Origin of the sequence: Citrobacter sp. RHBSTW-00599 (assembly GCF_013784065.1) — a bacterium.
Taxonomy (GTDB): domain Bacteria; phylum Pseudomonadota; class Gammaproteobacteria; order Enterobacterales; family Enterobacteriaceae; genus Citrobacter; species Citrobacter braakii.
In genome coordinates this window covers 2,746,748-2,770,336 of the sequence record NZ_CP056717.1, presented here as the reverse complement: position 1 = coordinate 2,770,336, position 23,589 = coordinate 2,746,748, and the positions used below count along the sequence as shown (strand labels likewise).

Sequence of the window (23,589 nt, the reverse complement as noted above, 5' to 3'; positions counted from 1 at the left end):
GACCGCCTTTAAGAAGGCAGCCACCACAGGTTGTGATTAAACGCGGTGATATCGTGTTTTGTGTTCATCCAATCAACATATCACCGCCTGGCGCAGAGGTAAAGCAATGCACGGCGTACAGACGTATCTTAGCTCGCTTCCAGCATGCCAAAGCTCACGATGCGCGAACGCCCTAACTCTTTCGCGCGATACAGCGCCACGTCTGCGGCGCGCAGAAGATTGTCGCTCTGGGCGTGCTGCGGATAGCTGGCAACGCCAATAGAGACATCAACGTGACCAATCTCTGAGAGTCCAAAGCGCAGCGACAGTTCGCGTACACCATTATAAATATCTGTCGCAAAGCGGTTGGCGGCCTGCTCATCCGTATTGGCCAGCAACACCAGAAACTCTTCACCGCCGTAGCGGAAGGCCATGCCGCTGTCATGGACAACGCGCTGAATAGTGGTGGCGATACTTTTTATCACGCTATCGCCCGCCTCATGGCCAAAGCGGTCGTTAATATTTTTGAAATGATCGATATCGATCATCAGGCAACTGATTGGCTCTTTGTTACGCACTGCCTGGCTCATCTGGGTGCGCAGCGTATCTTCCAGATGATGACGGTTGCGCAGGCCGGTTAGCGGGTCGTAGAGCGCTTTCTCCAGCAGCGCATCACGCAGGCGCTGGTTGGCTAACGCCAGACCGAGTGCTTCCGCCATCAGTTCCAGATACGCGCGAGAGGGAGCGGAATCATTGCTGAGGTTCTGGAATGAGAGCAGGCCGATGGCTTCACCCTGGGCAATCAGTGGCACGCACAGGGTATGCTGCTGGCATGATTCCGGTAGATGGTAGCAGGCGATATCGGGTTCGCCTTGCACCGGTGGATGGCTCTGACCGCGGCGCACTGCCCAGCATTCGTCCGGGTGGAAAGCATCCGCTTTGCCCTGCGGTGAAAGCCATTGCGCAACGCAGCGCATCTGCCAGGGCTCTCGATCCAGTATGTAAAGCCGCCCGGCAATACCGGGAGCAACATTCGGCGCAAACAGCTCTGCCACATTAATGACATCGGCAAAATTCTCGCAGCCTTGCAAACGTTGAGTCATACGTGCGAGCAGCTCGCGGATTGCCCAGTCGGCGTCTCGTTCTTTCTCCAGTCGCTGACGTGCCAGGCCGTTCTCGCGAAAAATGCGGATCGCCTGTGCCATATCGCCGATTTCATCGATCTGATTAAAGCTGGGTGTCTCAACGGCGTAATCCTGCGACGCCAGACGGTTAACCACATCGCTCAAACGCACCACGGGACGCAGTACGCGGCGTTTTAAAATAAAGCCGAGAACGAACAAAAATAGCAGCGCCGTCAGCCCGACCATCACTTCCGAAGCCGTACGTAGCGTGCGCGATGTCTGAGTGGCATCTTCAATGGTGTTGCGTACGCGGCTGTCGAGTAACTGACGGAAATGATCTATCCGGTCCTGGGCTCGCTCCAGTTCCTGTTCATAGGATTTGCCATACAGCAGGGCGATGGCCTGCGACTCTTCTCCGCGCGTGACGCTGGCAAGCGCCGCAGCTTGCTCATCCTGCAGGGCATCAACAATCTGCAGCCCTTCATGCAATAGCGACAGCTCTTCATCCGTCGCCCCAATGTCTTTTAGTTTCGACAGCCGCTGTTCAACGGCTTTCAGCGACGCTTCTTTCTGGCGGTAGGCGTTAAGCGCTTCCGGGTCTTTTGCAATAACATATTCGCGTGCCAGACTGGACAGCGACCAGGCATCGAGCTCGACTTCTTCGGTCAGTTGATCGAATTGATAACGTTGCTCCACCACCTGGCGTTCGGTGTTATCGGCGCTGGAGGCCATCAACATGACAACGCCGGAGGCAATGGTCAGACACACCGTCGCGCTGTAGGCCCAGTTGGTGATTGTGGCAATTCGCACTGATTAGTTCCTTCTGCGACGATTAATGAATAAGCATGATTGAAATTATAGGAAACGTATGATTTTGCGTGAAAATAAAAAAGGCGGTCTCAGGACCGCCTTCTGTTATCGTCCTGCCATCATAAATCTGGAGGATTTTTTCCTTCTTCCATAAAGGCTTCGTCGATTCCTTCCACGTTACCTTCATGATCGCGCCCGGAAAACAGGTTCCAGCAGGTAATGAACAGTGCGGCAATCAGGGGGCCAATCACAAAGCCGTTAATGCCGTAGATCTCCATTCCGCCGAGAGTGGAAATCAGAATCAGATAATCCGGCATTTTGGTGTCTTTACCCACCAGTAGCGGGCGCAGGATATTGTCCACCAGCCCGACGATAATCACGAAGAAGCCAACGATAAACAGCCCTTGCCACAGCTGGTGCGTGGCGAAGAGGAATATTGCCGCAGGTACCCAGACGATCGCTGAGCCGACCGCGGGCACGAGGGAGAGAAACGCCATCAGCGCGCCCCACAGGACGCTGCCGTCGATGTCGACAATTGCAAACGCGATGCCGCCAAGAATACCCTGAACCAACGCCACGACCGCTGTGCCCTTGACCGTTGCCCGCGTCACGCCGACGAATTTGGCAAACAGGTGCTGTTTGGCAAAATCAGAAAGCGGTAATGAGTCCAGAATCTGGCGCACCAGGAACGGCCCGTCCTTCAGTAAGAAAAACAGCAGATACAGCATGATGCCAAAGCTAATAGCAAAGCCGAATGTCCCCTTACCAATCAGGAACGCGCTGCCGGCGAGGTACTGTCCACCCTGCAGTACAACGTCGGACAGTTTTTTCTGGATCTGCGCGACGTTATCCAGATTATGTTCTGCGAGGAATCCTCTGGCCCAGTCAGGAAGATACGAAATAATGGCGGTGACCACTTCCGGGAACTGAGTGTCGTTTTGTTGTAATTTGGCATACACCACGTTCAGCTCAATAGCCAACGAGGAGAAGATCACCATCAGTGGGATAAAAACAATCAGACAGATGATGCCGATGGTGAGCAGTGACGCCAGCCCGTTACGTTCGCCAAGCGCGCTGCGCAGTCTGTTTTTCACCGGGTTAAAGATGGTGGTTAAGATTGCGGCCCACAAAATGGCAGAGAAATAGGGAGACAACACATCGAAGAACGCCCAGGTCACAAGGGCAAGTATGAAAATGAAGAAACCTTTAGTCAGTCCGTTAAATCGCATTAGTGAACCCTGTAATGAGAAGCAGTCCCGACTATAGAACCGTTCAGGGGAATTACCAACTTTCGCTGCGCATATTTACTTAAATTGGTTAACCTGTTTTTCGTAGGGAGCCTGCGACAGATAAATAACGTACGCTATGATTTATTAGTGAAACAGTCATACTTTTCTTCCCGAAAAAGGGCGTCAAAAAAAGAGGGGGCGTTATGAACACTCAACCTGTCATCGGGATTAGTGGATGTTTAACCGGCTCAGCCGTGCGATTTGACGGCGGGCATAAACGGATGGGATTTGTGATGGACGAGCTGGCTCAGTGGGTGACTTTTAAACCTGTCTGCCCGGAGATGTCCATCGGTTTGCCTGTACCACGCCCCGCGTTGCGTTTGGTTCAAACCGCCCAGGGGAATATCCGCATGTGTTTTAGCCATGCGCCTGGTGAGGATGTCACCGATAAAATGTCCGATTTCACCGCTTCATATATCAATGGGCTTGGCGGTCTGTCGGGTTTTATCGTCTGTGCTAAATCACCGAGCTGCGGAATGGAGAGAGTGAGGCTGTATGACGAAAAGGGAAATCGCGGGCGAAAAGAGGGAACCGGTCTGTTTACCGGCACATTAATGGAAACCTACCCGTGGTTGCCGGTCGAAGAAGATGGCCGCTTGCACGATCCGGTGCTGAGGGAGAACTTTGTCGAGCGAGTGTTCGCGTTACATGAGCTTAATATACTGCGAGCCTCTGGTCTTACTCGCCACGGTTTACTCAACTTCCACAGCCGCTATAAGCTCCAGCTTTTGGCTCATCACCAGGCGGGTTACCGGGATATTGGCCCTTTCGTGGCCTCGCTCCATCAGTGGGATGATTTGGATGCTTTTTACGTGGTATATCGCGAAAAGCTAATGGCGATCCTCAAAAAGCCCGCCTCACGGAAAAATCATACCAACGTACTGATGCATATTCAGGGCTACTTCCGCGATCGGTTGAACACCCGCCAGCGCGGAGAGTTGCGTGACGTTATCCTCAACTATAGCGGCGGACTGCTGCCAATATTGGCGCCACTGACTCTGCTCAAGCACTACCTTGCTGAATACCCAGACAGCTATTTACTTACCCAGAACTATTTTGATCCTTATCCGAAGGATTTAGCCCTACGGTTAATGATTAATTAGCCTGATGGCGAGTAAATCTGGGGCAGAAATATCCGTTGTTCGCGAAGGTTATCCCTGCCGTTTTCTGATGCGTTTAAGCAGGGATAATTTTCACGGTGTGTAATCGATGAGAAAATGCGGCCCTGCACCCACGGGCAAATGTGCCGACCGCGATTTAACCGTTTCTGATTTCTTCATCGATACAAGGCTGAGGTTTGCCAAACAGATATCCTTGCGCGAAATCGCAGCCCAGAGCCTGAAGTCTTGCCAGTTGCTCCTGCGTTTCAACACCTTCTGCAACAGCCTTCATATTGAGAGATTTCGCCATACCCGTGATCAGTTTGATGATAGTCAGGGCGTCTTCCTGTGTAGATATCGAATGCACAAAGGACTTGTCTATTTTGATTTTATCGAAGGCCAATCTGCTGAGGCGCGAAAGAGAAGAGTATCCGGTACCAAAATCATCGATGGAGATTTTTACCCCCAGGGTCCGGAGCTTATTAAGCGTATTTATCGGTGTAGCACTCTCGGTAAAGAGAGAGGATTCAGTCACTTCCAGTTCGAGGCGGTCAGGTGGAAGTCCAGTTTCTTTCAGAATGGTTAACACGATTCCTGCAAAGGCCTTGCTGCTTAGCTGGACAGGGGAGACATTGACTGAAATTTTAGCCGGAACCGCCCAACCCGCGGCTTCCCTGCAGGCAATTTCGAGCACCGCTTTCCCCATCTCATTAATCATCCCTGTTTTTTCAGCAACAGGAATAAAGCTATCCGGCGACAGGAGGCCCTTGAGAGGATGGACCCAACGAATAAGCGCCTCATAGCTGTATATTTTCTGACTGAAAGAATCGACAATAGGCTGGTAATACACTACGAACTCTTTGTTCACTATTGCTAATGCCATATCATGCTCAAGCGTTCTGCTTTCTTGCAATTTTTCTAACATTCGTTGCCGGAAGACTTTTATCTTGCCAGAGCCTTCATTTTTGGCTTCATAAAGGGCCAGATCGGCAAATTTATAAAGATAGTCAGAGCGACGCTCATTTTCTGAGATAACAATGCCAACACAGGTGGTTATGTTGATAATTGTGTTGTAAATCGTGTAGGGCTGGCTGATAAACTCACATATTTTCTGGGCTCGCGACACGGCCCGACTTTCTGTCAGGCCACTTGAGAGAAACGCAAACTCATCCCCGCCTAAGCGATACAACGTATCCGACGTAAGGCTTGTCGAAATCAGACGATCGGATATCTGGCGCAGTAACATATCACCGGCATCATGACCATACGTATCATTGACCTCTTTGAATCGATCTAAATCAAACAACATCACCGTCACAGCATCGTTATTTTTCTCTGCCATTTCGATTGTTTTATTTAAATCGCTCCAGAATAGCTGGCGGTTATTCATCTCGGTGAGCGAGTCATGGTAGACGTCATATTCCAGCTTGGCATTCTGAATTTGTAGCTTTTCCTTCGATTTTTGCAGTTCTTCGGCAAGACTCTTGACCTGAAGGTGCGCCCGCAGAATATTTCTGTTTTGATAAAAAATGAGCACGCCCAGAATCGCACTCAGTATTATTAGCAGTACAGATGTCGTTGAGTAAATATAGTACAGCGTTTGAATTTTTTGGTTGGCGTTATTAATCGAGTTAACATCTTTGTTTAATGCGCCGGATGAAAGACGGCCAAGTTGTGCATCCAGGGTATGCATTTTTTTCAGATACGCCTGGAGTGCTGGACGGTTCATTTTCTCGAGATTATCATCCAGATAACTAAGGGTATTTTCAAGTGTTACCGCTAGCTCACGGTGGGCAATGTTGCTTTCTATGTAGCGCCCCAAATCACCTTCTTTTATCAAATCACTCTGGCTGAGCATAATGTCGAGACGCATGCGTACATCATCAAGATTCATCGTATCATCGATAGTGTAAAGACCAAGCAACGATTCAAATCGGTAATATTGAGATACCAACTGAGCGGCAGACCAGGAATCGGTATAGTGAGTCAGTTTCTGTAGCTCTTGTTGCCTTTCATGCACGAGGAAAGAGATATATCCGGTCGATATAAAAAGAAAAAAGATGATGCCAGCCAGTATTCTGTTCATGATGTTCCTCTGAACGCTTACTCAATATCCATACTACTGACCTGCCATGCAGACCTTGAATAATAAATCTGATTATTTAGTTCCGGCATGCTGTCATAGGGGTACACAATGAATAATGGGCCCTTATCACGGATGCGCATATATTTTCCGTTGATTTTTAAAGCAAGGATGGCATTGTATTTTTTGAAATCACTGAGAGGGATAACGGTGGTGTAGTCATTAAGCGCAGTAACCTTTACAACGGAGCCGCTCGCCCCAACATAATCCATGATTTTTTGTAGTGGAATACCCGTAAAGGTCGTACGTCCATTATACCAGGGGGAGGTGGTCTGAAAACTTACCATGCCTAGCTTCTCAAGGCTGGCGGTATCAAAAACCGCTTTCCCGTCTTCATTTGTATTTTCAATATTACCGGATAACGTTAAAAGAACTTTACCGGTGGGCCTGGAAAGTTCACCCGCCCAAAGCTGGGTGGAGAGCACAACGCTTACCAACATGACTATTAACCGCATTCTAACCTCACCAATCAGCCGGATGTAAAAGAATTATAATTTAGATATCACGCTATTTATATATTCCGCCTGTCTATTATTGATGATGTGAAGTTATTTGTATTTTAATTCATTTAAATCAATGGGTTGCCATGCTTAATGGTTATGAATATTTATTAAATCAGGCGAAGTCTGTTATTAACGGACGGTGATTTTTGTTGTGTCTGTACAAAAAACACTCACCCTGTGGTTGTTAAAAAATCACACGATCATAAAGGTTTATTTTTTTGTGCAGCGACAGGGAATCGTTGTTTTATCGGCGGGTAACCTTGTTGAATAAATCGAACTTTTGCCTATTCCCGGGATTAGATTACACAGGCGTAGCAGACGTTCAAAAATAGTCAATTATCAGGAATTCAAAATACGCAAAACCACCTACAGGATCGTCAGCAACTTAATGAACTTATCAATGGCTGGATGCACCGCGATTGGGGGAATAGCCGCACTGGCTTGCTGCCTGAGCCAGGCGGATATACCTTGCTGAGCGCCGCATAACCTGGTTTATTCGCCAGCCTGAGCCGACTGGCGGGCATACAGATACGCGGTCGCTCTGGAGACGCCCAGATGCTGCGCCACTGTGTCCATAGATTTTCGTACGTTCAGCAAACCGTCTTTGCGTAATTGTTGAATCAGTCGTTTACGGTCTTCAGGTTTCAGGGCGCGGGCCGTCGTTGCGCATTTAGCGGCAAAGTCATCGATACGCTGGCGGATGACTTCGTTACTGCCGGGATCGATATGTTCCTTAATGGGAGAGTCAGCGGTTTCAGTAAAACGCGCAAGGGCACTCTGCATGCCACGAAACAGCGTCATATCCACGTTCAGACAGAGTGCTGCTACGTATTTGCCTTCGTCATCCTTGATGCCGATGGAGGTACTTTTCACCGGGCGGCCATCGGCAAACTGGTTGCTGTAGTTGGCAATAATGCTGGGAAATTCAGGCGATGCGATTCGCGCCAGACCCAGTTCTGTTGCCGGTTGGCCGGGTTCTCGCCCGGACAGGTTATTATGGATGGACAAAATGGCATGTTCAGGATTTTTGAGATCATGAACCACCACTTCGCAAAACGGAGAGAAGGTCTCGCTCAAGCCCCTGGCGATAGTGTCAATTTGGCTGAGAAGTGAGTTGTTATCGGTTTTTGGCATGCCAGTCTCCTGCGGTGATGCTTGTTGCCATGATTGCGGGCAGTTTACAGTGAGCAGGGTTCGCTTTTCCAGACGCGAGTGTTCAGACGGTAATAAGGTATCCGCATGGCAGATACCTTCTTGATTACCCGGCAAGGAATTCACTGTAGCGGCTGATATCCACGTTCCCGCCGCTGATGATAATGCCGATTTTCTTACCGCGAAGTTCAGCTTTGTGCGCTCTGGCGGCGGCAAAACCCAGACAGCCAGTCGGCTCCACGACAATTTTCATTCGCTCAGCGATAAATTTCATCGAGGCGACTAATTCATCGTCTGAGACAGTCAGAATATCGTGCACACTTCGCTGGATAATCGGAAACGTAATATTCCCGAGATGTTGGGTCTGAGCACCGTCAGCAATGGTTTTCGGCGTATCGATATGAACAATCTTTCCGCTGCGAAACGACTGTTGACCATCGTTTCCCGCCTCCGGTTCGACACCATAGATGATGCAGTCAGGTGACAGATGTCTGGCTGCCAGTGAGGAGCCCGAAAGCAGGCCGCCGCCGCCCAGACACACGAAAAGAACGTCTAGCTGACCCACTTCTTCAATCAGCTCTTTTGTAGCGGTACCCTGGCCCGCAATCACGTGCGGATGGTCGTATGGCGGGATCAGCGTCAATCCTTGTTTCTCTGCCAGCTCCCGTCCGATTTTTTCACGATCTTCGGTATAGCGATCGTAAATCACCACATTTCCACCATAGCCTTTTGTGGCTGCAACTTTAGCCGCCGGGGCATCATGCGGCATGATAATCGTCGCCGGGATCCCCAACAATTTTGCCGACAGGGCAATGGCCTGCGCATGGTTGCCGGACGAAAAGGTGACGACGCCCGCAGCGCGTTGTTCAGGCGTGAACTGGCGTAACGCATTCATGGCTCCGCGAAATTTAAACGCGCCCATTCTCTGGAAGTTTTCGCACTTGAAGAAAACTTCAGCACCAAATTCGTCATTAACCGTTCGGGAGGTCATCACCGGCGTTTTGTTGGCATAGTCGGCGATGCGCTCTGCCGCGGCGGCAACATCGTTATAATCAGGCAGTGTTATCTCAGTCATTGTTGTTCACCTGTATGTCGTTAAACGTCATGCTTGTGGGGCCAGGGCTATAGCTTCAACTTCCAGCGCGAAACCATAATGAAGTTCTGCAACGCCCGCTACCGCTCGGGAGGGCCGGAAATCACCGATCCACTCCCCATAGATTTTGTTAAACGTTGGCCATTGGTTGATATCTGTCACATAGACGCGTACTGACACCAGGTGCTGTCGAGAAATCCCAGCGCCAGCCAGGCAGGCATCAATATTCTGCAGTACCAGCCGCGTCTGCTCTTCAAAAGAGGCATCCGTTTTTTTTTCTCCATCACTCGTGACCGGCAACTGACCAGAAATGAAGACGAATCCGCCAGCCGTTGTACTGTGCGAGTAATGACCTGCAGGCGGAAAACCTCCTGCAGATGAGTTCAATGTAATGTCCACGGACATAAGAGAATCTCCTGTAGTTAGTGGTAATTCATTTTGTATAAAATAATACTGTTTGTATTATTTTATACGCTTTCATACCGCGTTCGGCTAGTGATAGTTTTCACAGGTGATGATTTTGTGAACTATGGCAAACGTGACCCACGTTATATAGCTATCCTGGCGCGGTGAAAGAGGGGGAACGCTTTTGATGAGGGTAAAGCAGGGGAGTGAAGAAGCGCCCCGGGGCGGGGCGTTAAAGCCAAAAATTAGCCGATATGGCCGTGGTTAATCTTACTTAACGGTTCATTGATATCGAAGATTTTGCACGTCACGTCTTCCACACCCAGGTGCTTCAGGCGGGCCGTGTGTTTTTTGATATAGGCCAGAGCGCTGTCTTCATCCTGAAACAGGTAGATGCCACCCGCTTCGTGGTTTGCTGCGTTCTCGGTCCAGATTTTCCAGATGAAACCCGGCTCCTGGTTGATGGATTCGGCCAGTTCAACAAGCTGATGTGACATCTCAGCGCCAAACGGACCAGGAAAATCAAAGTGTATCTGCACGAGTTTGTTCGCCATAAATCCTCCATGGATTGGTTAATTCGGGTAAGGCTGCTAGCGTAACAGCACTTTACCCGTCAGATAAGTTACTGCTTGTCCACCGATATAAACACGCGTTCCTGTCAGCTGGCAGCGTAAATCGCCGCCGCGTTCAGAGACCTGGCGCGCCAGCATCTTCGTTTTATTCAGTTTTGCAGCCCAGTAAGGAATCAGCATGCTATGCGTCGAACCTGTAACCGGGTCTTCTGCGACTGCTTCACCCGGGCAGAAGAAACGGCTGACGAAATCGTATTCCCCGTCACCCGGCGCGGTGATACATACCATTTTCCCGAGGGGAATCATGGCGTGGATATTCGGGCGCACAGCCTCAACCTGCTGTTGATTCTCCATCACGACCATGTAATCGCGCGCGACGCGCACTTCTTTATATTCGGTGATGCCCAATGTTTCCAGCAATAAGGCGGGCGGTTCGGCAGGTTCGCTTTGCCAGGCAGGAAAATCAAGCGTCAGCCAATCACCGCTGCGCGTGACCGTCAGTGGCCCCACAAAACGGGTGGCAAAATGAATGGTCGCTTCCGGGTAATCCAGATGTTCAAAGATGACATGTGCGGCGGCAAGCGTGGCATGCCCACACAGATTAATTTCGCCTTGCGTGGTAAACCAACGCAGCTCGAAGCCATTCTCACTAGCGACAAAAAAAGCGGTTTCCGACTGGTTATGCTGCTGCGACATTTTTAATAATATTTCATCGGGCAACCAGTCATCGAGCGGGCATACTGCTGCGGCATTACCGCCAAACGTCGTAGTGGTAAAGGCATCTACCATGTAGAAATCGATTTGTTGCACGGTGTAACCCTCTCATCGCACTCAGGATATCCCACACTCTATCATGCAATGATTGTCATTGGTTAAGCGCCCTGATTCGCTAGTGTGGTAAAAATTCGCTATCATCCGTTTCCACACTTCATCCTGGCCGCTCATGTCTACGATCCTCGATACCTTTATTGCCCCGCCTTGTCATGAGGAGATAGCGATCCTCTATCAGGACGAGCATCTGGTGCTTATCAATAAACCCACCGGACTGCTTAGCTTGTCGGGGAAAAACCCGCAGAATTTCGATTCGGTACATCACCGGCTGGTACAAATTTATCCCGGCTGTACGCTGGTACATCGGCTTGATTTTGGGACGTCAGGGCTGATGGTGATTGCCCGTAACAAGGCTATCAACGCCGCGCTTTGCCAGCAATTCAGTCAGCGCGCGGTAAGCAAGGTGTATAGTGCGTTGTTGTGCGGGCATCTGAAAAACGATGAAGGCGTTATAGACGCAGCGATTGCCAAGGATCCGGCGCTGTTTCCACTGATGTCGATTTGCGCCATTAACGGTAAACCCGCGCGCTCGCGCTATCAGGTTATTGAGCGTTTTCATCATCGCCAGCAAGATGGGACATTACTCGCTTTGACGCGGGTACGGCTGACACCTGAAACCGGGCGTACCCACCAGTTGCGGATCCACTGTCAGCAGTTGGGGCATCCCATTTTGGGGTGCGATTTATATGGTGGGCGTCTGCTGCCAGGCACCGAACGGACGTCGAGACTGATGCTGCATGCCAGTGAACTGCATTTCAGGCATCCGGTCAGTCAGGAATGGATGACGGCCCAAAACGCCAGCCCGTTTTGAGGATATAAAAAAGCCGCCAGATGGCGGCTATTTGGGGATTATCGTGCGGCGCGTTGTAAAATAACCGCTGACGGCTGGCGCTGCAGAAAACGCATCCGCAGCATCATCAACACTGCCGCAGAGGTCAGGCCGATAATAAAGCCCATCCAGAATCCTGCCGGTCCCATCCGGTCAACCACCAGATCGGTCAGCGCCAGAATATAACCGCTCGGCAGACCCAGTACCCAGTATGCCGTAAAGGTAATAAAGAAAATGGAACGCGTATCTTTATAACCACGTAGGATACCGCTGCCAATAACCTGGATAGAGTCCGATATTTGATACACCGCGGCCAGTAACATGAGCTGCGCTGCCAGAGCGACAACTTCCGGGTTATTGTTGTAGAGCAGGGCAATGTGCTCACGGAATGTCACGGTGAAAATCGCCGTCACAACCGCCATGCAGACGCCGACGCCCAGACCTGTTCTGGCTGCGGTTTGCGCATCCAGCGTGGAACCCTGGCCCAGACGATAACCGACTCGAATGGTGACGGCTGCAGCCAGAGACATCGGCAGGACGAACATTAACGAGCTGAAGTTTAGCGCGATCTGGTGTCCGGCCACGTCGACAATCCCCAGCGGGGAAACCAGCAGCGCCACCACAGCAAACAGCGTCACTTCGAAAAATAACGCCAGTGCGATAGGTAAACCCAGCTGTACCAGGCGCTTCATTACGGCGGTGTCCGGTTTCTGGAAACCACGCTCATTACGGATATCACGCATCGAGCGTGCGCGTTTAACGTATGACAGCATGGCGATAAACATCACCCAGTAAACCGCCGCTGTTGCCACGCCGCAGCCCACGCCGCCTAGCTCCGGCATGCCAAAATGCCCATAAATGAAAACATAGTTAACAGGAATGTTCACCAGCAGGCCGAGAAATCCCATCACCATCGCCGGTTTGGTTTTGGCCAGACCTTCACACTGGTTACGGGCTACCTGGAAGAACAAATACCCCGGCGCGCCCCACAGCAACGCACGCAGGTAGCCGACGGCTTTATCCGCCAGCGCCGGGTCGATGTTATGCATGGAGCGAATAATGTATCCCGCGTTCCAGAGCACGATCATAATCAGAATGGAGACGCTGCCCGCCAGCCAGAAACCCTGGCGTATTTGATGGGCAATGCGATCGCGGCGCCCGGAACCATTGAGTTGCGCAATCACTGGCGTCAAGGCCAGCAGCAGTCCGTGACCAAACAGAATGGCCGGCAGCCAGATAGATGTGCCAATGGCGACGGCCGCCATGTCCGTGGCGCTGTATCCGCCCGCCATGACGGTATCAACGAATCCCATTGCGGTTTGAGCGATTTGCGCAAGAATCACCGGAATTGCCAGAGCTAATAACTGACGCGCTTCACTTACATACTTTTGCACGTGTACACCACTATATTGTTGTTATTTGAGAGACTAAAAAAGCCGCCTTATATGGCAGCAAGGAGAAAAAGCAGGGGAAATTTCAGTCTATTGTAGCGAGGAATACGTAATTCTCCAGTGAAAAAACAGGCAGTAGCGGCGCATTGCTGGCAACCTGAATTTCCACCTGCTATTGTGCTGTGCAGAGATGTCTTAATTCAGTTCAGGAGTTAGAAGTATGTTTACGGGTATTGTGCAGGGCACCGCGAAACTGGTGTCTATTGATGAAAAACCAAATTTTCGTACGCATGTTGTGGAGTTACCTGAATATATGTTGGATGCGCTGGAGACCGGCGCATCGGTTGCCCACAATGGGTGCTGCCTGACGGTAACCGAAATCAACGGTAACCAGATAAGCTTTGATCTGATGAAAGAAACGCTGCGTATCACCAATCTGGGTGACCTGAAGGTTGGGGATTTGGTCAACGTTGAGCGTGCGGCAAAATTCAGTGATGAAATTGGCGGACATTTAATGTCGGGCCATATTATGACGACCGCCGAAGTGTCGAAAATTCTGACCTCGGAGAACAACCGCCAGGTGTGGTTTAAAGTTCAGGATCCGTCGCTGATGAAATACATCTTGTACAAAGGATTTATCGGAATTGATGGCATCAGTCTGACGGTCGGCGAGGTGACACCGACGCGTTTCTGTGTGCATTTGATCCCGGAAACGCTGGAACGTACGACGCTGGGTAAGAAAAAGTTAGGCGCGCGGGTCAATATCGAAATCGATCCTCAAACCCAGGCGGTGGTTGATACCGTTGAGCGCGTACTGGCGGCGCGTGAAAGCGCCATCAGTAACGTAACGGGTGAGGCGGGAGCCTAAGCCAGAGTGTAAAACCCCCGTTGGCACGGGGGTGATAACGATTAGCGGGGAACGCGCAGGCCGTGTTCAACGCCGCGGGAAAAAACTACCTGCCACAGCTGGATGTCGCGAGCACGAAACGCACCGGCGCAGGCGTTCAGGTAATAGCTGAACATCCGTTTAAAGCGTTCGGTATAGTTATCGGCGATTTCAGGCCAGGATCTCATGAAACGCTCGTGCCAGGCCATCAACGTTGTATCGTAATCCGCGCCAAAATTATGCCAGTCTTCCATCACAAAATGCGGCTCGCTGGCGTTGGCAATCTGGCGAACTGACGGTAAACAGCCGTTCGGGAAGATATATTTATTGATCCACGGATCAACGTTATTGTCGGTCTTTTTGGAGCCGATGCTATGCAGCAAAAAGAGGCCGTCGGGTTTTAAATTACGATCAACCACCTCAAAATAAGTCGCGTAGTTCTTCGGCCCCACATGCTCAAACATGCCGACGGAGACAATGCGATCAAATTTGTCGTTCAGGTCGCGATAATCCTGCAGCAAAATTGTGACATCCAGCCCCGCACAACGCGCCTGCGCCATTTTCTGCTGTTCTGCCGAAACGGTCACGCCCACCACGCTAACGCCATATTGTGACGCCATAAACTGGGATAAGCCGCCCCAGCCGCAGCCAATATCGAGCACCCGCATGCCTGGCTTCAACTGCAGTTTTTCGGCAATCATTTTTAGCTTCGCCTGTTGGGCAGATTCCAGGGTATCGGCATCTTTCCAGTAGGCGCAGGAATACTGCATATAAGGGTCCAGCATGCGGGTAAAGAGATCGTTGCCCAAATCGTAGTGTTCTTTGCCGACGACCCACGCACGTTTTTTGGTCTGTAAATTGAACAGGCGAGCCGTGGCGATACGTAGCGTGTCTTTAAAGTGGCGGGGGAGTTGATTTTCAAGACCTGCGCGCAGGACTTTACAAAAAAACATGTCCAGCCGGTCGCATTCCCACCAGCCATCCATATAACTTTCGCCCAACCCTAACGATCCTTCCTGCAGTACGCGTTTGAAAAAATCGGGGTTCGTTACGCGAATATCTGCCGGTGCCGGACCATTAATGGTAATACCTGCACGGCTCAATAATTCATTGGTGATGCGGTACCAGTCATCATCCGGTACGCTGACGTCTTCTATACACGATGAACTCATAGCTTCTCCATCACTGGTCGGTGATCAGAACCTTAAAATAGCGTAGACGCTTTTTTGGGCTTTGTGAGAACTCTCACGGAATTAATCCGCGAATCTATAATCCGACGTAGAACAGAGGAAGGGAGGAACCCTTGCCGAAAAGACCATCCATGGGAAAACGGGAACGTTCTTGTCCCCGTTAACACATAACAATTATCGTTTTTTTAACAACCGGAAATCAGTATAGGCCTGAATTTTTGACGATTCAACCAATAAATATTAGCAGGCTAATTAATTATCAAAGATGATTACTAGTGAGACTCACCGTGGGCAATTTGCGCCCGATCATCTGTGTGCGTGGCGTTAGCCTTCTGCGACTGCATTTTGTAACCCGCGGCCGCCAGCAGCACCGTTGTCAGCATCACGCTGGTGGTGGTGAGCAGCGGGGTGGCGATCAACCAGGAAACCACAAGGCTTGCCAGGAAGCATAAACCCAGTTGCAGTGTGTTCTGCAATGCCGCTGCGCGTCCCGTAGCTTGTGGGAAAGGACGTAACGCCTGAGCCACAACAATAGGGTAGATTGCTCCATTGGCAATCGCCATAACGCAGAATGGAATGAGGATTTCAGCCAGCGCAACATGGTGAATAAAGCCGGTTGCCCAGGTGGCTACTACGCTAAAGGCATACAGAATGAGTAACCAGGGCAGCAACTGACGGCCCTGCCATTTTTGCAGCGCAGCGCGGCAGCCGTAACCACCAATTAAGAAAGCGATGGTTTGTGGAACATAGCTCAGGCCAATCACCGCCGGACTGTAGCCCATTTCGCTGAGGATGAACGGGGAACCCGTCAGCCACGCGAAGAAGCTCGCGGAGCAAGCGGCATAAATCAGCACGTTTCCGCGGTAAACTTTTGAGCGCAACAGGGTAGCGAAAGTCAGTTTATCCTGGCTGTCGTCGCGTGCTTTAGCTGTTGGTTTTAAGCGCAGAGCCGGAAGCATCAGGATCAGGGTAATGGCAAACAGGGTGGCGAAAATGGCCTGCCAGGAAAAATGTACCAGGATCCAACTGCCTAATAATGGCGCTAATGCCGGGGATAACCCGACCAACGGCATAATGGTGGCAAAGATGCGGTTTACTTTTTGTGAAGGATAATAATCGGTGACCAGCGCCTGCCAGATAACCGATGCCGCACAAACGCCAACGGCCTGAACAAAGCGCAGTACCAGCAGACCGGTGGCATTTTCAACCCACAGCATGCCCAAACTGCCCAGCGCGAAGATGGATAAACCCAGCAGCAAAACTGGCTTGCGGCCATAATGGTCAGAGAGCGGCCCCCACAGAAGTTGCGCGACGGCAAAACCCGCTAAGAATAAGCTAAGGCTGGCGCTGACGGCAGATGCAGGCGTCTGCAGATCGGACTGAATTGCGGCAAAGGCGGGCAGATACATATCCGTTGCCAGAAAGCCGAGTACGCTAAGACCCGCCAGCCAGACTAAAAATCCTTTCCCAGGTTGCATCATCATTTCTCTTTTTTTAGCAGTAGAACAATGCCGCTGAGTGTAGTGAGTGTAATTCTTGCTGTGAAACGCTAATATTTGCTTACTGATTTCAAATTTTTTGTAGGCAGAATATGTGGTCGGAATATTCACTTGAAGTTGTGGATGCGGTTGCGCGTAACGGTAGCTTTAGTTCGGCCGCGCAGGAGTTGCACCGTGTACCCTCGGCGGTAAGCTATACCGTACGTCAACTGGAAGAGTGGCTGGCGGTGCCGCTTTTTGAGCGACGTCATCGGGACGTGGAATTGACGCCTGCTGGTGCATGGTTTCTCAAAGAAGGCCGCTCTGTTATCAAAAAAATGCAGATCACCCGCCAGCAATGTCAGCAAATTGCCAATGGCTGGCGCGGGCAGTTGGCGATCGCGGTAGATAACATTGTCCGCCCGGATCGTACCCGACAGATGATCGTGGATTTCTATCGTCATTTTGATGATGTGGAGCTGCTGGTTTTCCAGGAGGTGTTTAACGGTGTCTGGGATGCGCTGTCCGATGGGCGCGTTGAGCTGGCAATCGGCGCCACGCAGGCGATTCCGGTGGGGGGGCGCTATACCTTCCGCGACATGGGAATGCTGAGCTGGAGCTGCGTGGTGGCAAGCCATCATCCATTGGCGTCAATGCCCGGACCGCTAAGCGACGACACGTTGCGCAACTGGCCGTCGCTGGTGCGTGAAGACACGTCGCGTACGCTTCCCAAGCGTATTACCTGGCTGCTGGATAACCAAAAGCGCGTTGTGGTGCCTGACTGGGAATCTTCTGCTACCTGTTTATCTGCAGGTCTGTGCGTGGGCATGGTACCGACGCATTTTGCCAAACCGTGGATTGATAGCGGCAAATGGGTCGCGCTACAGCTGGAGAATCCATTTCCTGATGCCGCATGCTGCCTGACATGGCAACAGAACGATACGTCGCCGGCATTGAGCTGGCTGCTGGACTATTTAGGGGATAGTGAAACGCTGAATAAGGAATGGTTGCGGGAGCCCGATGAGGCTCCCGCACAACAGTCTTAACGACGGTAATCGCGGAACGGGCCGTCGGCAACGGAGCGGCGTTCTACCAGGCGCGGATGAACCTCGATAGACTGCGACTCTTCACGTTTATTCACGATACGGTCTAACAGCATGTTGAAGGCCGTTTCCCCCAGTGAATCTTTAGGCTGGTGAATGGTGGTCAGAGCTGGCGTGAAGAAGCGGGCATTGCGCACGTTGTCGTAACCGATGAGCGAAACATCCTGCGGTACGCGCAGTCCCATCTCGTCAGCGGCGCACAGCGCACCCATCGCCATGATATCGCCACCGCAGAAGACGGCGGTAGGACGATGCGACTGTGACAGAATTTGCTGCATGGCGCGATAGCCCGATTCAGGCTCAAAATCGCCCTGCACAATCCAGTTTTCAGGAACTTTAATCAGCGCTTCTTCCATCGCTTTCATAAAGCCTGCCAGACGCCCGGCTCCGGTATTACGCTCCATTGGTCCTGGGATCACGCCAATCTCACGATGACCGCGTTCTACCAGATACCGACCCGCCATGTAACCGCCTTCGAAGGCGTTATCAATGACCGTATCGGTAAAGTCGGCTTTAGCTTCGCCCCAGTCCATAACGACCATCGGAATATGGCGGTACTCTTCGAGCATCGAAAGCAGCGACTCCGGATACTCAGAACACATCACCAGCAGACCATCAACGCGCTTTTGCGCCATCATTGACAGATAAGCCTGCTGTTTTTCGAGGCTGTTCCATGCGTTACCCAGAATCAGGGTATAGCCTTTCTGGAAACAGTTTTTCTCAACGGCTTCGATAATTTCAGCGAAATAGGCCGCTTCGCTGCTGGTGGCCAGCAAGCCAATAGACTTGGTGTGATTCACCTTCAGGCTGCGCGCCACGGCGCTCGGAGAATAGTGCAGCTCTTTGATCGCCGCCCAGACAGCATTACGCGTTTCTTCCGCGACAAAGCGCGTCTTGTTAATTACGTGTGATACGGTTGTAGTGGAAACGTTTGCTCGCTTCGCTACATCTTTAATTGTTGCCATTACATCTCACTCCAGACCATATCCTAAGCTCCTGAGAATACTCCAGGTAAACGTTTGCCTTAACACACCCTTAGCGCAACGTAAGGGTTGCGGCACGCCGGGAAAACGACACGGAACGTCAGGAAGGGGTCAATGGCCGGTACGCTAATCAAGTAAGCGTGGAATTTTGTCTGATCTTAACGAAAAGGGGAAGAGTTAAAAGCAGTTATCAATATAAATCGTGAGAGATTTTTGCTTTCAAGTGTGTAAAAATGCGCAATATCACTTTTTGTGTGGGAATAAAAAGGAGAAAACTTGATGAGCACCGATCTGAAATTTTCGTTAGTGACTACCATTATTGTTCTGGGTTTGATCGTCGCGGGTGGCCTGACCGCAGCGCTGCATTGATTTCCCCCGAGGGAGTTCGCTCTCCCTCATCCTTTCCGCTTGCCTTTCCCGTCGATTGTTTGCGAATAAGCAAAAGTCTTTTGCAATTTTGTTAACTTTATTAATTTTGAGATCAATGTCATGCTTTTGACTCTTATTTTATGTCGCGCCCCGGCTCGACGTTACGGAGTCGAAATATGAAACTCAATTATCCTTTACTGGCGCTGGCGATCGGCGCGTTTGGCATTGGCACCACTGAATTTTCGCCAATGGGATTATTGCCCGTCATTGCCAAAGGTGTGGATGTCTCGATTCCCGCGGCCGGAATGTTAATCAGCGCGTATGCGGTTGGGGTGATGGTGGGTGCTCCGCTGATGACATTACTGCTGTCTCATCGTGCGCGACGTAATGCGTTGATATTCCTGATGGCGATTTTCACGCTGGGCAACGTGCTTTCGGCTATCTCGCCGGATTACACCACCCTGATGTTATCGCGTATTTTGACCAGTCTGAACCATGGGGCATTTTTTGGTCTTGGCTCCGTTGTCGCTGCAAGCGTAGTACCCAAACATAAGCAGGCCAGCGCCGTGGCAACCATGTTTATGGGGTTGACCATTGCCAATATTGGCGGCGTTCCTGCGGCGACCTGGCTTGGTGAAACCATCGGCTGGCGTATGTCGTTTATGGCAACGGCGGGTCTGGGCGTCATCGCCATGGTCAGCCTGTTCTTCTCATTACCCAAAGGTGGGGCGGGAGAGCGCCCGGATGTCCGTAGCGAACTGGCGGTACTTATGCGTCCGCAGGTGCTGTCGGCGCTGCTGACGACCGTTCTGGGAGCGGGGGCGATGTTCACGCTTTATACCTATATCTCACCAGTGTTACATACAATCACCCATGCCACACCGGCGTTTGTGACCGGTATGCTGGTGCTGATTGGCGTTGGCTTCTCAATCGGTAACTATCTTGGTGGCAAACTGGCTGACCGTTCCGTCAACGGTACGCTGAAAGGCTTTTTACTGCTGCTGATGGTTATTATGCTGGCCATTCCTTTCCTGGCGCGTAATGAGCTGGGTGCGGCAGTTAGTATGGTGGTCTGGGGGGCAGCGACGTTTGCGGTCGTTCCGCCGTTGCAGATGCGCGTGATGCGCGTTGCCAGCGAAGCGCCTGGATTATCATCGTCAGTCAACATTGGCGCGTTTAATCTGGGGAATGCTCTGGGTGCCGCAGCCGGTGGGGCGGTGATTTCCGGTGGGTTGGGCTACAGCTTTGTTCCGGTGATGGGGGCAATTGTGGCGGGGCTTGCGCTGCTGCTGGTCTTTATCTCGGCGCGCAAACAGCCTGAAGAGGCTTTCACTACCGCGAATTAATGCTAAAACGCAGAAGGGTTCTCCTTCTGCGTCATCTTTTTTATGCTGCGAAGTTCTTCGCAACAAATTCCCAGTTCACCAGCGCCCAGAAGTTTTCCAGGTAGCCAGGACGGGCATTGCGATAATCGATGTAGTAGGCGTGTTCCCATACGTCAACGGTCATCAGCGGCGTCGCGTCGGTGGTCAGCGGTGTACCTGCATTGGAGGTGGAAACGATAGCCAGTTTGCCATCCGTTCCTTTTACCAGCCAGGTCCAGCCAGAACCGAAGTTTTTAATAGCGGCATCGGTGAACTGCGCTTTGAAAACCGCAAAGCTGCCAAAGGAGGCGGCAATTGCTTCGGCCAGTTTACCGGTAGGTTCGCCACCTGCGTTCGGTGCCAGGCAGTTCCAGTAGAACGTGTGGTTCCATACCTGTGCTGCGTTATTGAATACACCGCCTTCAGAGCTACGTACGATCTCTTCCAGTGATTTGCCTTCAAACGCCGTGCCTTTAATCAGGTTGTTCAGATTAGTCACGTAAGTTTGATGGTGTTTGCCATAGTGATATTCCAGCGTTTCGGCAGAAATGTGCGGTGCCAGAGCATCTTTGGCATACGGTAATGCAGGTAATTCAAACGACATTGCTTCTCTCCTTATTATTTATATTGAGTACACACAATAGCCTCATTGTGAGTAAGGATAGGGTAGCAAATTGAAAGGTTATGCAAAAGAAGAACTTACCCTACAGCATGTACTGTAGGGTAAGTTTTTAACGAATTGTTTTTGGCGTCATTACCCGACGAGCGCCCACATAGTGGCGCTGCCAGTAATCTTCACTCAGAGAGGTGATTTGAATTTCCTGGCCGCTGCGCGGTGACTGAATAAACTTACCGTTGCCAACATAAACGCCAACGTGATCGGCAGTTCCACGCCCCTGGGTACGGAAAAATACCAGATCGCCATTTTTCAGTTCGCCACGTTCAATCGGCGCAGCATCGCGCAGATGATACATTTCGTTCGCTGTACGTGGAATGCGGAATTTCACCAGATCTTTATAGGCGTAATAGACCAGACCGCTGCAGTCAAATCCGGTTCTTGGTGAGGTGCCGCCCCAGCGATAAGGCTTGCCGATTTGGTTCATCAGCGTGGACATGGCGGTTTTAGTGGCTTTCTGTACTTTCACTTTATGCGCGTCAGCCAGCGTCGTTGGTGCGGTGGTTTTCACTTTTACACAGCGCGGCTTATGACCTTTGCGCGGCGTGCATTTTTCAGTCCAGGTAACGGCAGCGGTTTGTGCTGCGGTGTTTTTACCACGACGGTTTGCTGTTTTAGTCGACTTTGCCGGAGCGGCAGTGCGATGTTTAGAAGAGGAAGCGGTTTTGGTGCTGGTTTTGCTGGTGGTTTTTGTCGCCGTTTTTTTGCTGGTCTTTGTTGTTTTTTGGCTGGTTGTTGCGCTTTTCTTTTTATCTACCGTTTTGATGGTGTGGGAATGGGTAGGTGTCGTCCTGGCCTGCTTGGAAGCATGAGCCATGGGCGTAAAGGGCAGTGTAGTAAAAAGTAAAGCACAGAGCGTGATCGAGATTCGGTTTATCCGCGCCACTGAGCAATCCTCTGGTAAGGCAGGTCTATCATGCCTGCGTGTGATTTTCAAAACTTGATGATTCTAATCTATAGAAAGAGGGAAAGTTAATAGCTTTTTTGTTTAAAACTACGTTTCGTAACCGACCGCAAAAAAAATCAGCAATTAAAGTTGGCGTTGGTGAACGAATAATCAAATCCACAGGCTTTAAAGGGATAAGTGAGATTGTGAATGCAACTTTTGGCGTCAGGGGATAAAATAATAACGCGTAATGAAAATGTTATTTTCCGTTGCCTGTCTGACCCGCTACAATGTCAGACTACTGCCGTAAAAGAAGTTTAAGGAAGCAAGATAATGAGCACCACTATCGAAAAAATCCAGCGCCAGATCGCTGAAAACCCGATTCTCCTGTACATGAAAGGTTCCCCTAAACTGCCAAGCTGCGGTTTCTCCGCTCAGGCTGTGCAGGCGCTGTCCGCCTGTGGTGAACGCTTTGCTTATGTTGATATTCTGCAGAACCCGGATATTCGCGCCGAGCTGCCGAAATACGCAAACTGGCCAACCTTCCCGCAGCTGTGGGTTGATGGTGAGCTGGTTGGCGGCTGTGACATTTTGATCGAAATGTACCAGCGCGGTGAGTTGCAGCAGCTGATTAAAGAAACAGCGGCGAAATACAAAACCGAAGAGCCGGACGCTGAATAATATCAGCGTAAATAAAAAAGCGACCTCGTGATGGTCGCTTTTTTTATCGGTCCGTTATGCCTCTTCAGGCACGGGAAGAGGCCAGCCGCCGAGACGTTTCCAGCGGTTAACAATTTCGCAAAACAGCACGGCCGTCCGTTCGGTGTCATATAGCGCCGAGTGCGCCTGAGTCCCGTCAAATTCCATTCCTGCCGCCAGGCACGCTTTCGATAACACAGTTTGCCCCAGAGACAGGCCGCTTAAGGCCGCAGTATCAAAGGTGACGAACGGATGAAATGGATTACGTTTGAGCGAGGCGCGTTCTGCTGCGGCCATCATAAAACTGTGGTCGAACGTAGCGTTATGCGCCACCATGATCGCCCGATTGCAGCCGCTGTCTTTAATGCCTTTACGCACCATTTTAAAGATGGCATGCAGAGCGTCATATTCGCTGACCGCTCCGCGTAGCGGATTGTTAGGGTCAATTCCGTTAAAGGCGAGGGCTTCCGGCTGCAAATTCGCGCCTTCAAATGGCTCTACGTGGAAATGTAACGTCGTGTCCGGCATCAGCCAGCCTTGTTCATCCATTTTCAGTGTGATGGCTGCGATCTCAAGCAGCGCATCGGTTTTGGCATTGAACCCTGCGGTTTCGACATCAATGACGACAGGATAAAAACCACGAAAACGGTCACACAGACCGGAAAGTTGAGCGTTATCGGACATCTGGGTCTCTTAATACGGGATAATTGCAGCGCGTATTATGGCAAAATGAT

The 23,589-nt window shown here is 50.9% G+C and carries 23 protein-coding genes; 7 read left to right on the top strand and 16 right to left on the bottom strand.

Annotated features, from left to right (window positions below; genetic code table 11):
• Positions 1-128: 128 nt before the first annotated feature.
• Complete coding sequence (locus HV243_RS13515) at positions 129-1,913, bottom strand: diguanylate cyclase (RefSeq protein ID WP_053389370.1); 1,785 nt, start codon at positions 1,911-1,913, stop codon at positions 129-131.
• Between the two features lie 119 nt (positions 1,914-2,032).
• Complete coding sequence (locus HV243_RS13510) at positions 2,033-3,142, bottom strand: AI-2E family transporter (RefSeq protein WP_053389371.1); 1,110 nt, start codon at positions 3,140-3,142, stop codon at positions 2,033-2,035.
• A gap of 203 nt (positions 3,143-3,345) precedes the next feature.
• Between HV243_RS13510 and HV243_RS13505 the strand changes: the two genes are divergently transcribed.
• A complete protein-coding gene (locus tag HV243_RS13505) occupies positions 3,346-4,305 on the top strand; it encodes a DUF523 and DUF1722 domain-containing protein (protein ID WP_149330450.1) in 960 nt (319 codons plus the stop codon).
• A gap of 154 nt (positions 4,306-4,459) precedes the next feature.
• Here the strand turns inward: HV243_RS13505 and HV243_RS13500 are convergent, their stop codons facing one another.
• The 7 genes from HV243_RS13500 to HV243_RS13470 all read right to left on the bottom strand — a co-directional run bounded on the left by HV243_RS13500 (position 4,460) and on the right by HV243_RS13470 (position 10,980).
• The gene (locus tag HV243_RS13500; protein ID WP_046276351.1) at positions 4,460-6,388 is read right to left on the bottom strand and encodes a bifunctional diguanylate cyclase/phosphodiesterase; all 1,929 of its coding nucleotides are present in this window, start codon (positions 6,386-6,388) and stop codon (positions 4,460-4,462) included.
• Positions 6,389-6,405: 17 nt separating this feature from the next.
• A complete protein-coding gene (locus tag HV243_RS13495; protein WP_053389112.1) occupies positions 6,406-6,900 on the bottom strand; it encodes a molybdopterin-dependent oxidoreductase in 495 nt (164 codons plus the stop codon).
• Between the two features lie 540 nt (positions 6,901-7,440).
• Positions 7,441-8,082 (bottom strand): PAS domain-containing protein, encoded by a 642-nt coding sequence (locus HV243_RS13490; RefSeq protein WP_016152975.1) that lies wholly within the window; start codon positions 8,080-8,082, stop codon positions 7,441-7,443.
• Positions 8,083-8,206: 124 nt separating this feature from the next.
• Positions 8,207-9,175, bottom strand: a complete 969-nt coding sequence (locus HV243_RS13485) for a threo-3-hydroxy-L-aspartate ammonia-lyase (RefSeq protein ID WP_053389111.1) — start codon at positions 9,173-9,175, stop codon at positions 8,207-8,209.
• A gap of 27 nt (positions 9,176-9,202) precedes the next feature.
• Positions 9,203-9,598 (bottom strand): RidA family protein, encoded by a 396-nt coding sequence (locus HV243_RS13480; protein ID WP_016152977.1) that lies wholly within the window; start codon positions 9,596-9,598, stop codon positions 9,203-9,205.
• 245 nt (positions 9,599-9,843) lie between these two features.
• Positions 9,844-10,152: a monooxygenase gene (locus HV243_RS13475; RefSeq protein ID WP_016152978.1), complete on the bottom strand. Its 309-nt coding sequence runs from the start codon at positions 10,150-10,152 to the stop codon at positions 9,844-9,846.
• Positions 10,153-10,188: 36 nt separating this feature from the next.
• Entirely contained in the window at positions 10,189-10,980 is a 792-nt protein-coding gene (locus tag HV243_RS13470; protein WP_053389110.1) for a PhzF family phenazine biosynthesis protein, read from the bottom strand.
• 133 nt (positions 10,981-11,113) lie between these two features.
• Here HV243_RS13470 and HV243_RS13465 point away from each other — a divergent pair, with 133 nt between their 5' ends.
• The gene (locus tag HV243_RS13465; RefSeq protein WP_047358440.1) at positions 11,114-11,812 is read left to right on the top strand and encodes an RluA family pseudouridine synthase; all 699 of its coding nucleotides are present in this window, start codon (positions 11,114-11,116) and stop codon (positions 11,810-11,812) included.
• Positions 11,813-11,850: 38 nt separating this feature from the next.
• On the opposite strand, the gene mdtK is transcribed toward HV243_RS13465, so the two are convergent.
• Positions 11,851-13,224 carry a multidrug efflux MATE transporter MdtK gene (gene mdtK, locus HV243_RS13460; RefSeq protein ID WP_016152981.1) on the bottom strand — a complete coding sequence of 458 codons (1,374 nt, stop codon included), beginning with the start codon at positions 13,222-13,224 and terminating at the stop codon, positions 11,851-11,853.
• A 217-nt stretch (positions 13,225-13,441) separates the two neighbouring features.
• On the opposite strand from mdtK, the gene HV243_RS13455 reads away from it, so the two are divergent.
• Positions 13,442-14,089: a riboflavin synthase gene (locus HV243_RS13455; RefSeq protein ID WP_016152982.1), complete on the top strand. Its 648-nt coding sequence runs from the start codon at positions 13,442-13,444 to the stop codon at positions 14,087-14,089.
• Positions 14,090-14,130: 41 nt separating this feature from the next.
• Here the strand turns inward: HV243_RS13455 and cfa are convergent, their stop codons facing one another.
• Positions 14,131-15,279, bottom strand: a complete 1,149-nt coding sequence (gene cfa, locus HV243_RS13450; protein WP_016152983.1) for a cyclopropane fatty acyl phospholipid synthase — start codon at positions 15,277-15,279, stop codon at positions 14,131-14,133.
• A gap of 290 nt (positions 15,280-15,569) precedes the next feature.
• On the bottom strand, positions 15,570-16,775 hold the full coding sequence (gene punC, locus HV243_RS13445) for a purine nucleoside transporter PunC (RefSeq protein ID WP_053389109.1): 1,206 nt from the start codon (positions 16,773-16,775) through the stop codon (positions 15,570-15,572).
• Positions 16,776-16,888: 113 nt separating this feature from the next.
• Here punC and punR point away from each other — a divergent pair, with 113 nt between their 5' ends.
• Positions 16,889-17,821: a DNA-binding transcriptional activator PunR gene (gene punR / locus HV243_RS13440; RefSeq protein ID WP_019076726.1), complete on the top strand. Its 933-nt coding sequence runs from the start codon at positions 16,889-16,891 to the stop codon at positions 17,819-17,821.
• Here punR and purR read toward each other — a convergent pair.
• Positions 17,818-18,843: an HTH-type transcriptional repressor PurR gene (gene purR, locus HV243_RS13435; RefSeq protein ID WP_003832757.1), complete on the bottom strand. Its 1,026-nt coding sequence runs from the start codon at positions 18,841-18,843 to the stop codon at positions 17,818-17,820. The genes punR and purR overlap by 4 nt on opposite strands.
• A gap of 297 nt (positions 18,844-19,140) precedes the next feature.
• Here purR and cydH point away from each other — a divergent pair, with 297 nt between their 5' ends.
• Together cydH and HV243_RS13425 are read left to right on the top strand one after the other, a co-directional pair.
• Positions 19,141-19,230: a cytochrome bd-I accessory subunit CydH gene (gene cydH / locus HV243_RS13430; protein ID WP_003029209.1), complete on the top strand. Its 90-nt coding sequence runs from the start codon at positions 19,141-19,143 to the stop codon at positions 19,228-19,230.
• A 176-nt stretch (positions 19,231-19,406) separates the two neighbouring features.
• Entirely contained in the window at positions 19,407-20,576 is a 1,170-nt protein-coding gene (locus HV243_RS13425) for an MFS transporter (protein WP_046276347.1), read from the top strand.
• A 40-nt stretch (positions 20,577-20,616) separates the two neighbouring features.
• Here the strand turns inward: HV243_RS13425 and sodB are convergent, their stop codons facing one another.
• Positions 20,617-21,198 carry a superoxide dismutase [Fe] gene (gene sodB / locus HV243_RS13420; RefSeq protein ID WP_047358438.1) on the bottom strand — a complete coding sequence of 194 codons (582 nt, stop codon included), beginning with the start codon at positions 21,196-21,198 and terminating at the stop codon, positions 20,617-20,619.
• Between the two features lie 127 nt (positions 21,199-21,325).
• Positions 21,326-22,156 (bottom strand): C40 family peptidase, encoded by an 831-nt coding sequence (locus tag HV243_RS13415; protein WP_019076728.1) that lies wholly within the window; start codon positions 22,154-22,156, stop codon positions 21,326-21,328.
• A gap of 333 nt (positions 22,157-22,489) precedes the next feature.
• On the opposite strand from HV243_RS13415, the gene grxD reads away from it, so the two are divergent.
• Positions 22,490-22,837: a monothiol glutaredoxin 4 gene (grxD, locus tag HV243_RS13410; RefSeq protein WP_003832760.1), complete on the top strand. Its 348-nt coding sequence runs from the start codon at positions 22,490-22,492 to the stop codon at positions 22,835-22,837.
• Positions 22,838-22,891: 54 nt separating this feature from the next.
• On the opposite strand, the gene rnt is transcribed toward grxD, so the two are convergent.
• Complete coding sequence (gene rnt / locus HV243_RS13405; protein WP_016152990.1) at positions 22,892-23,539, bottom strand: ribonuclease T; 648 nt, start codon at positions 23,537-23,539, stop codon at positions 22,892-22,894.
• Positions 23,540-23,589: the final 50 nt, after the last annotated feature.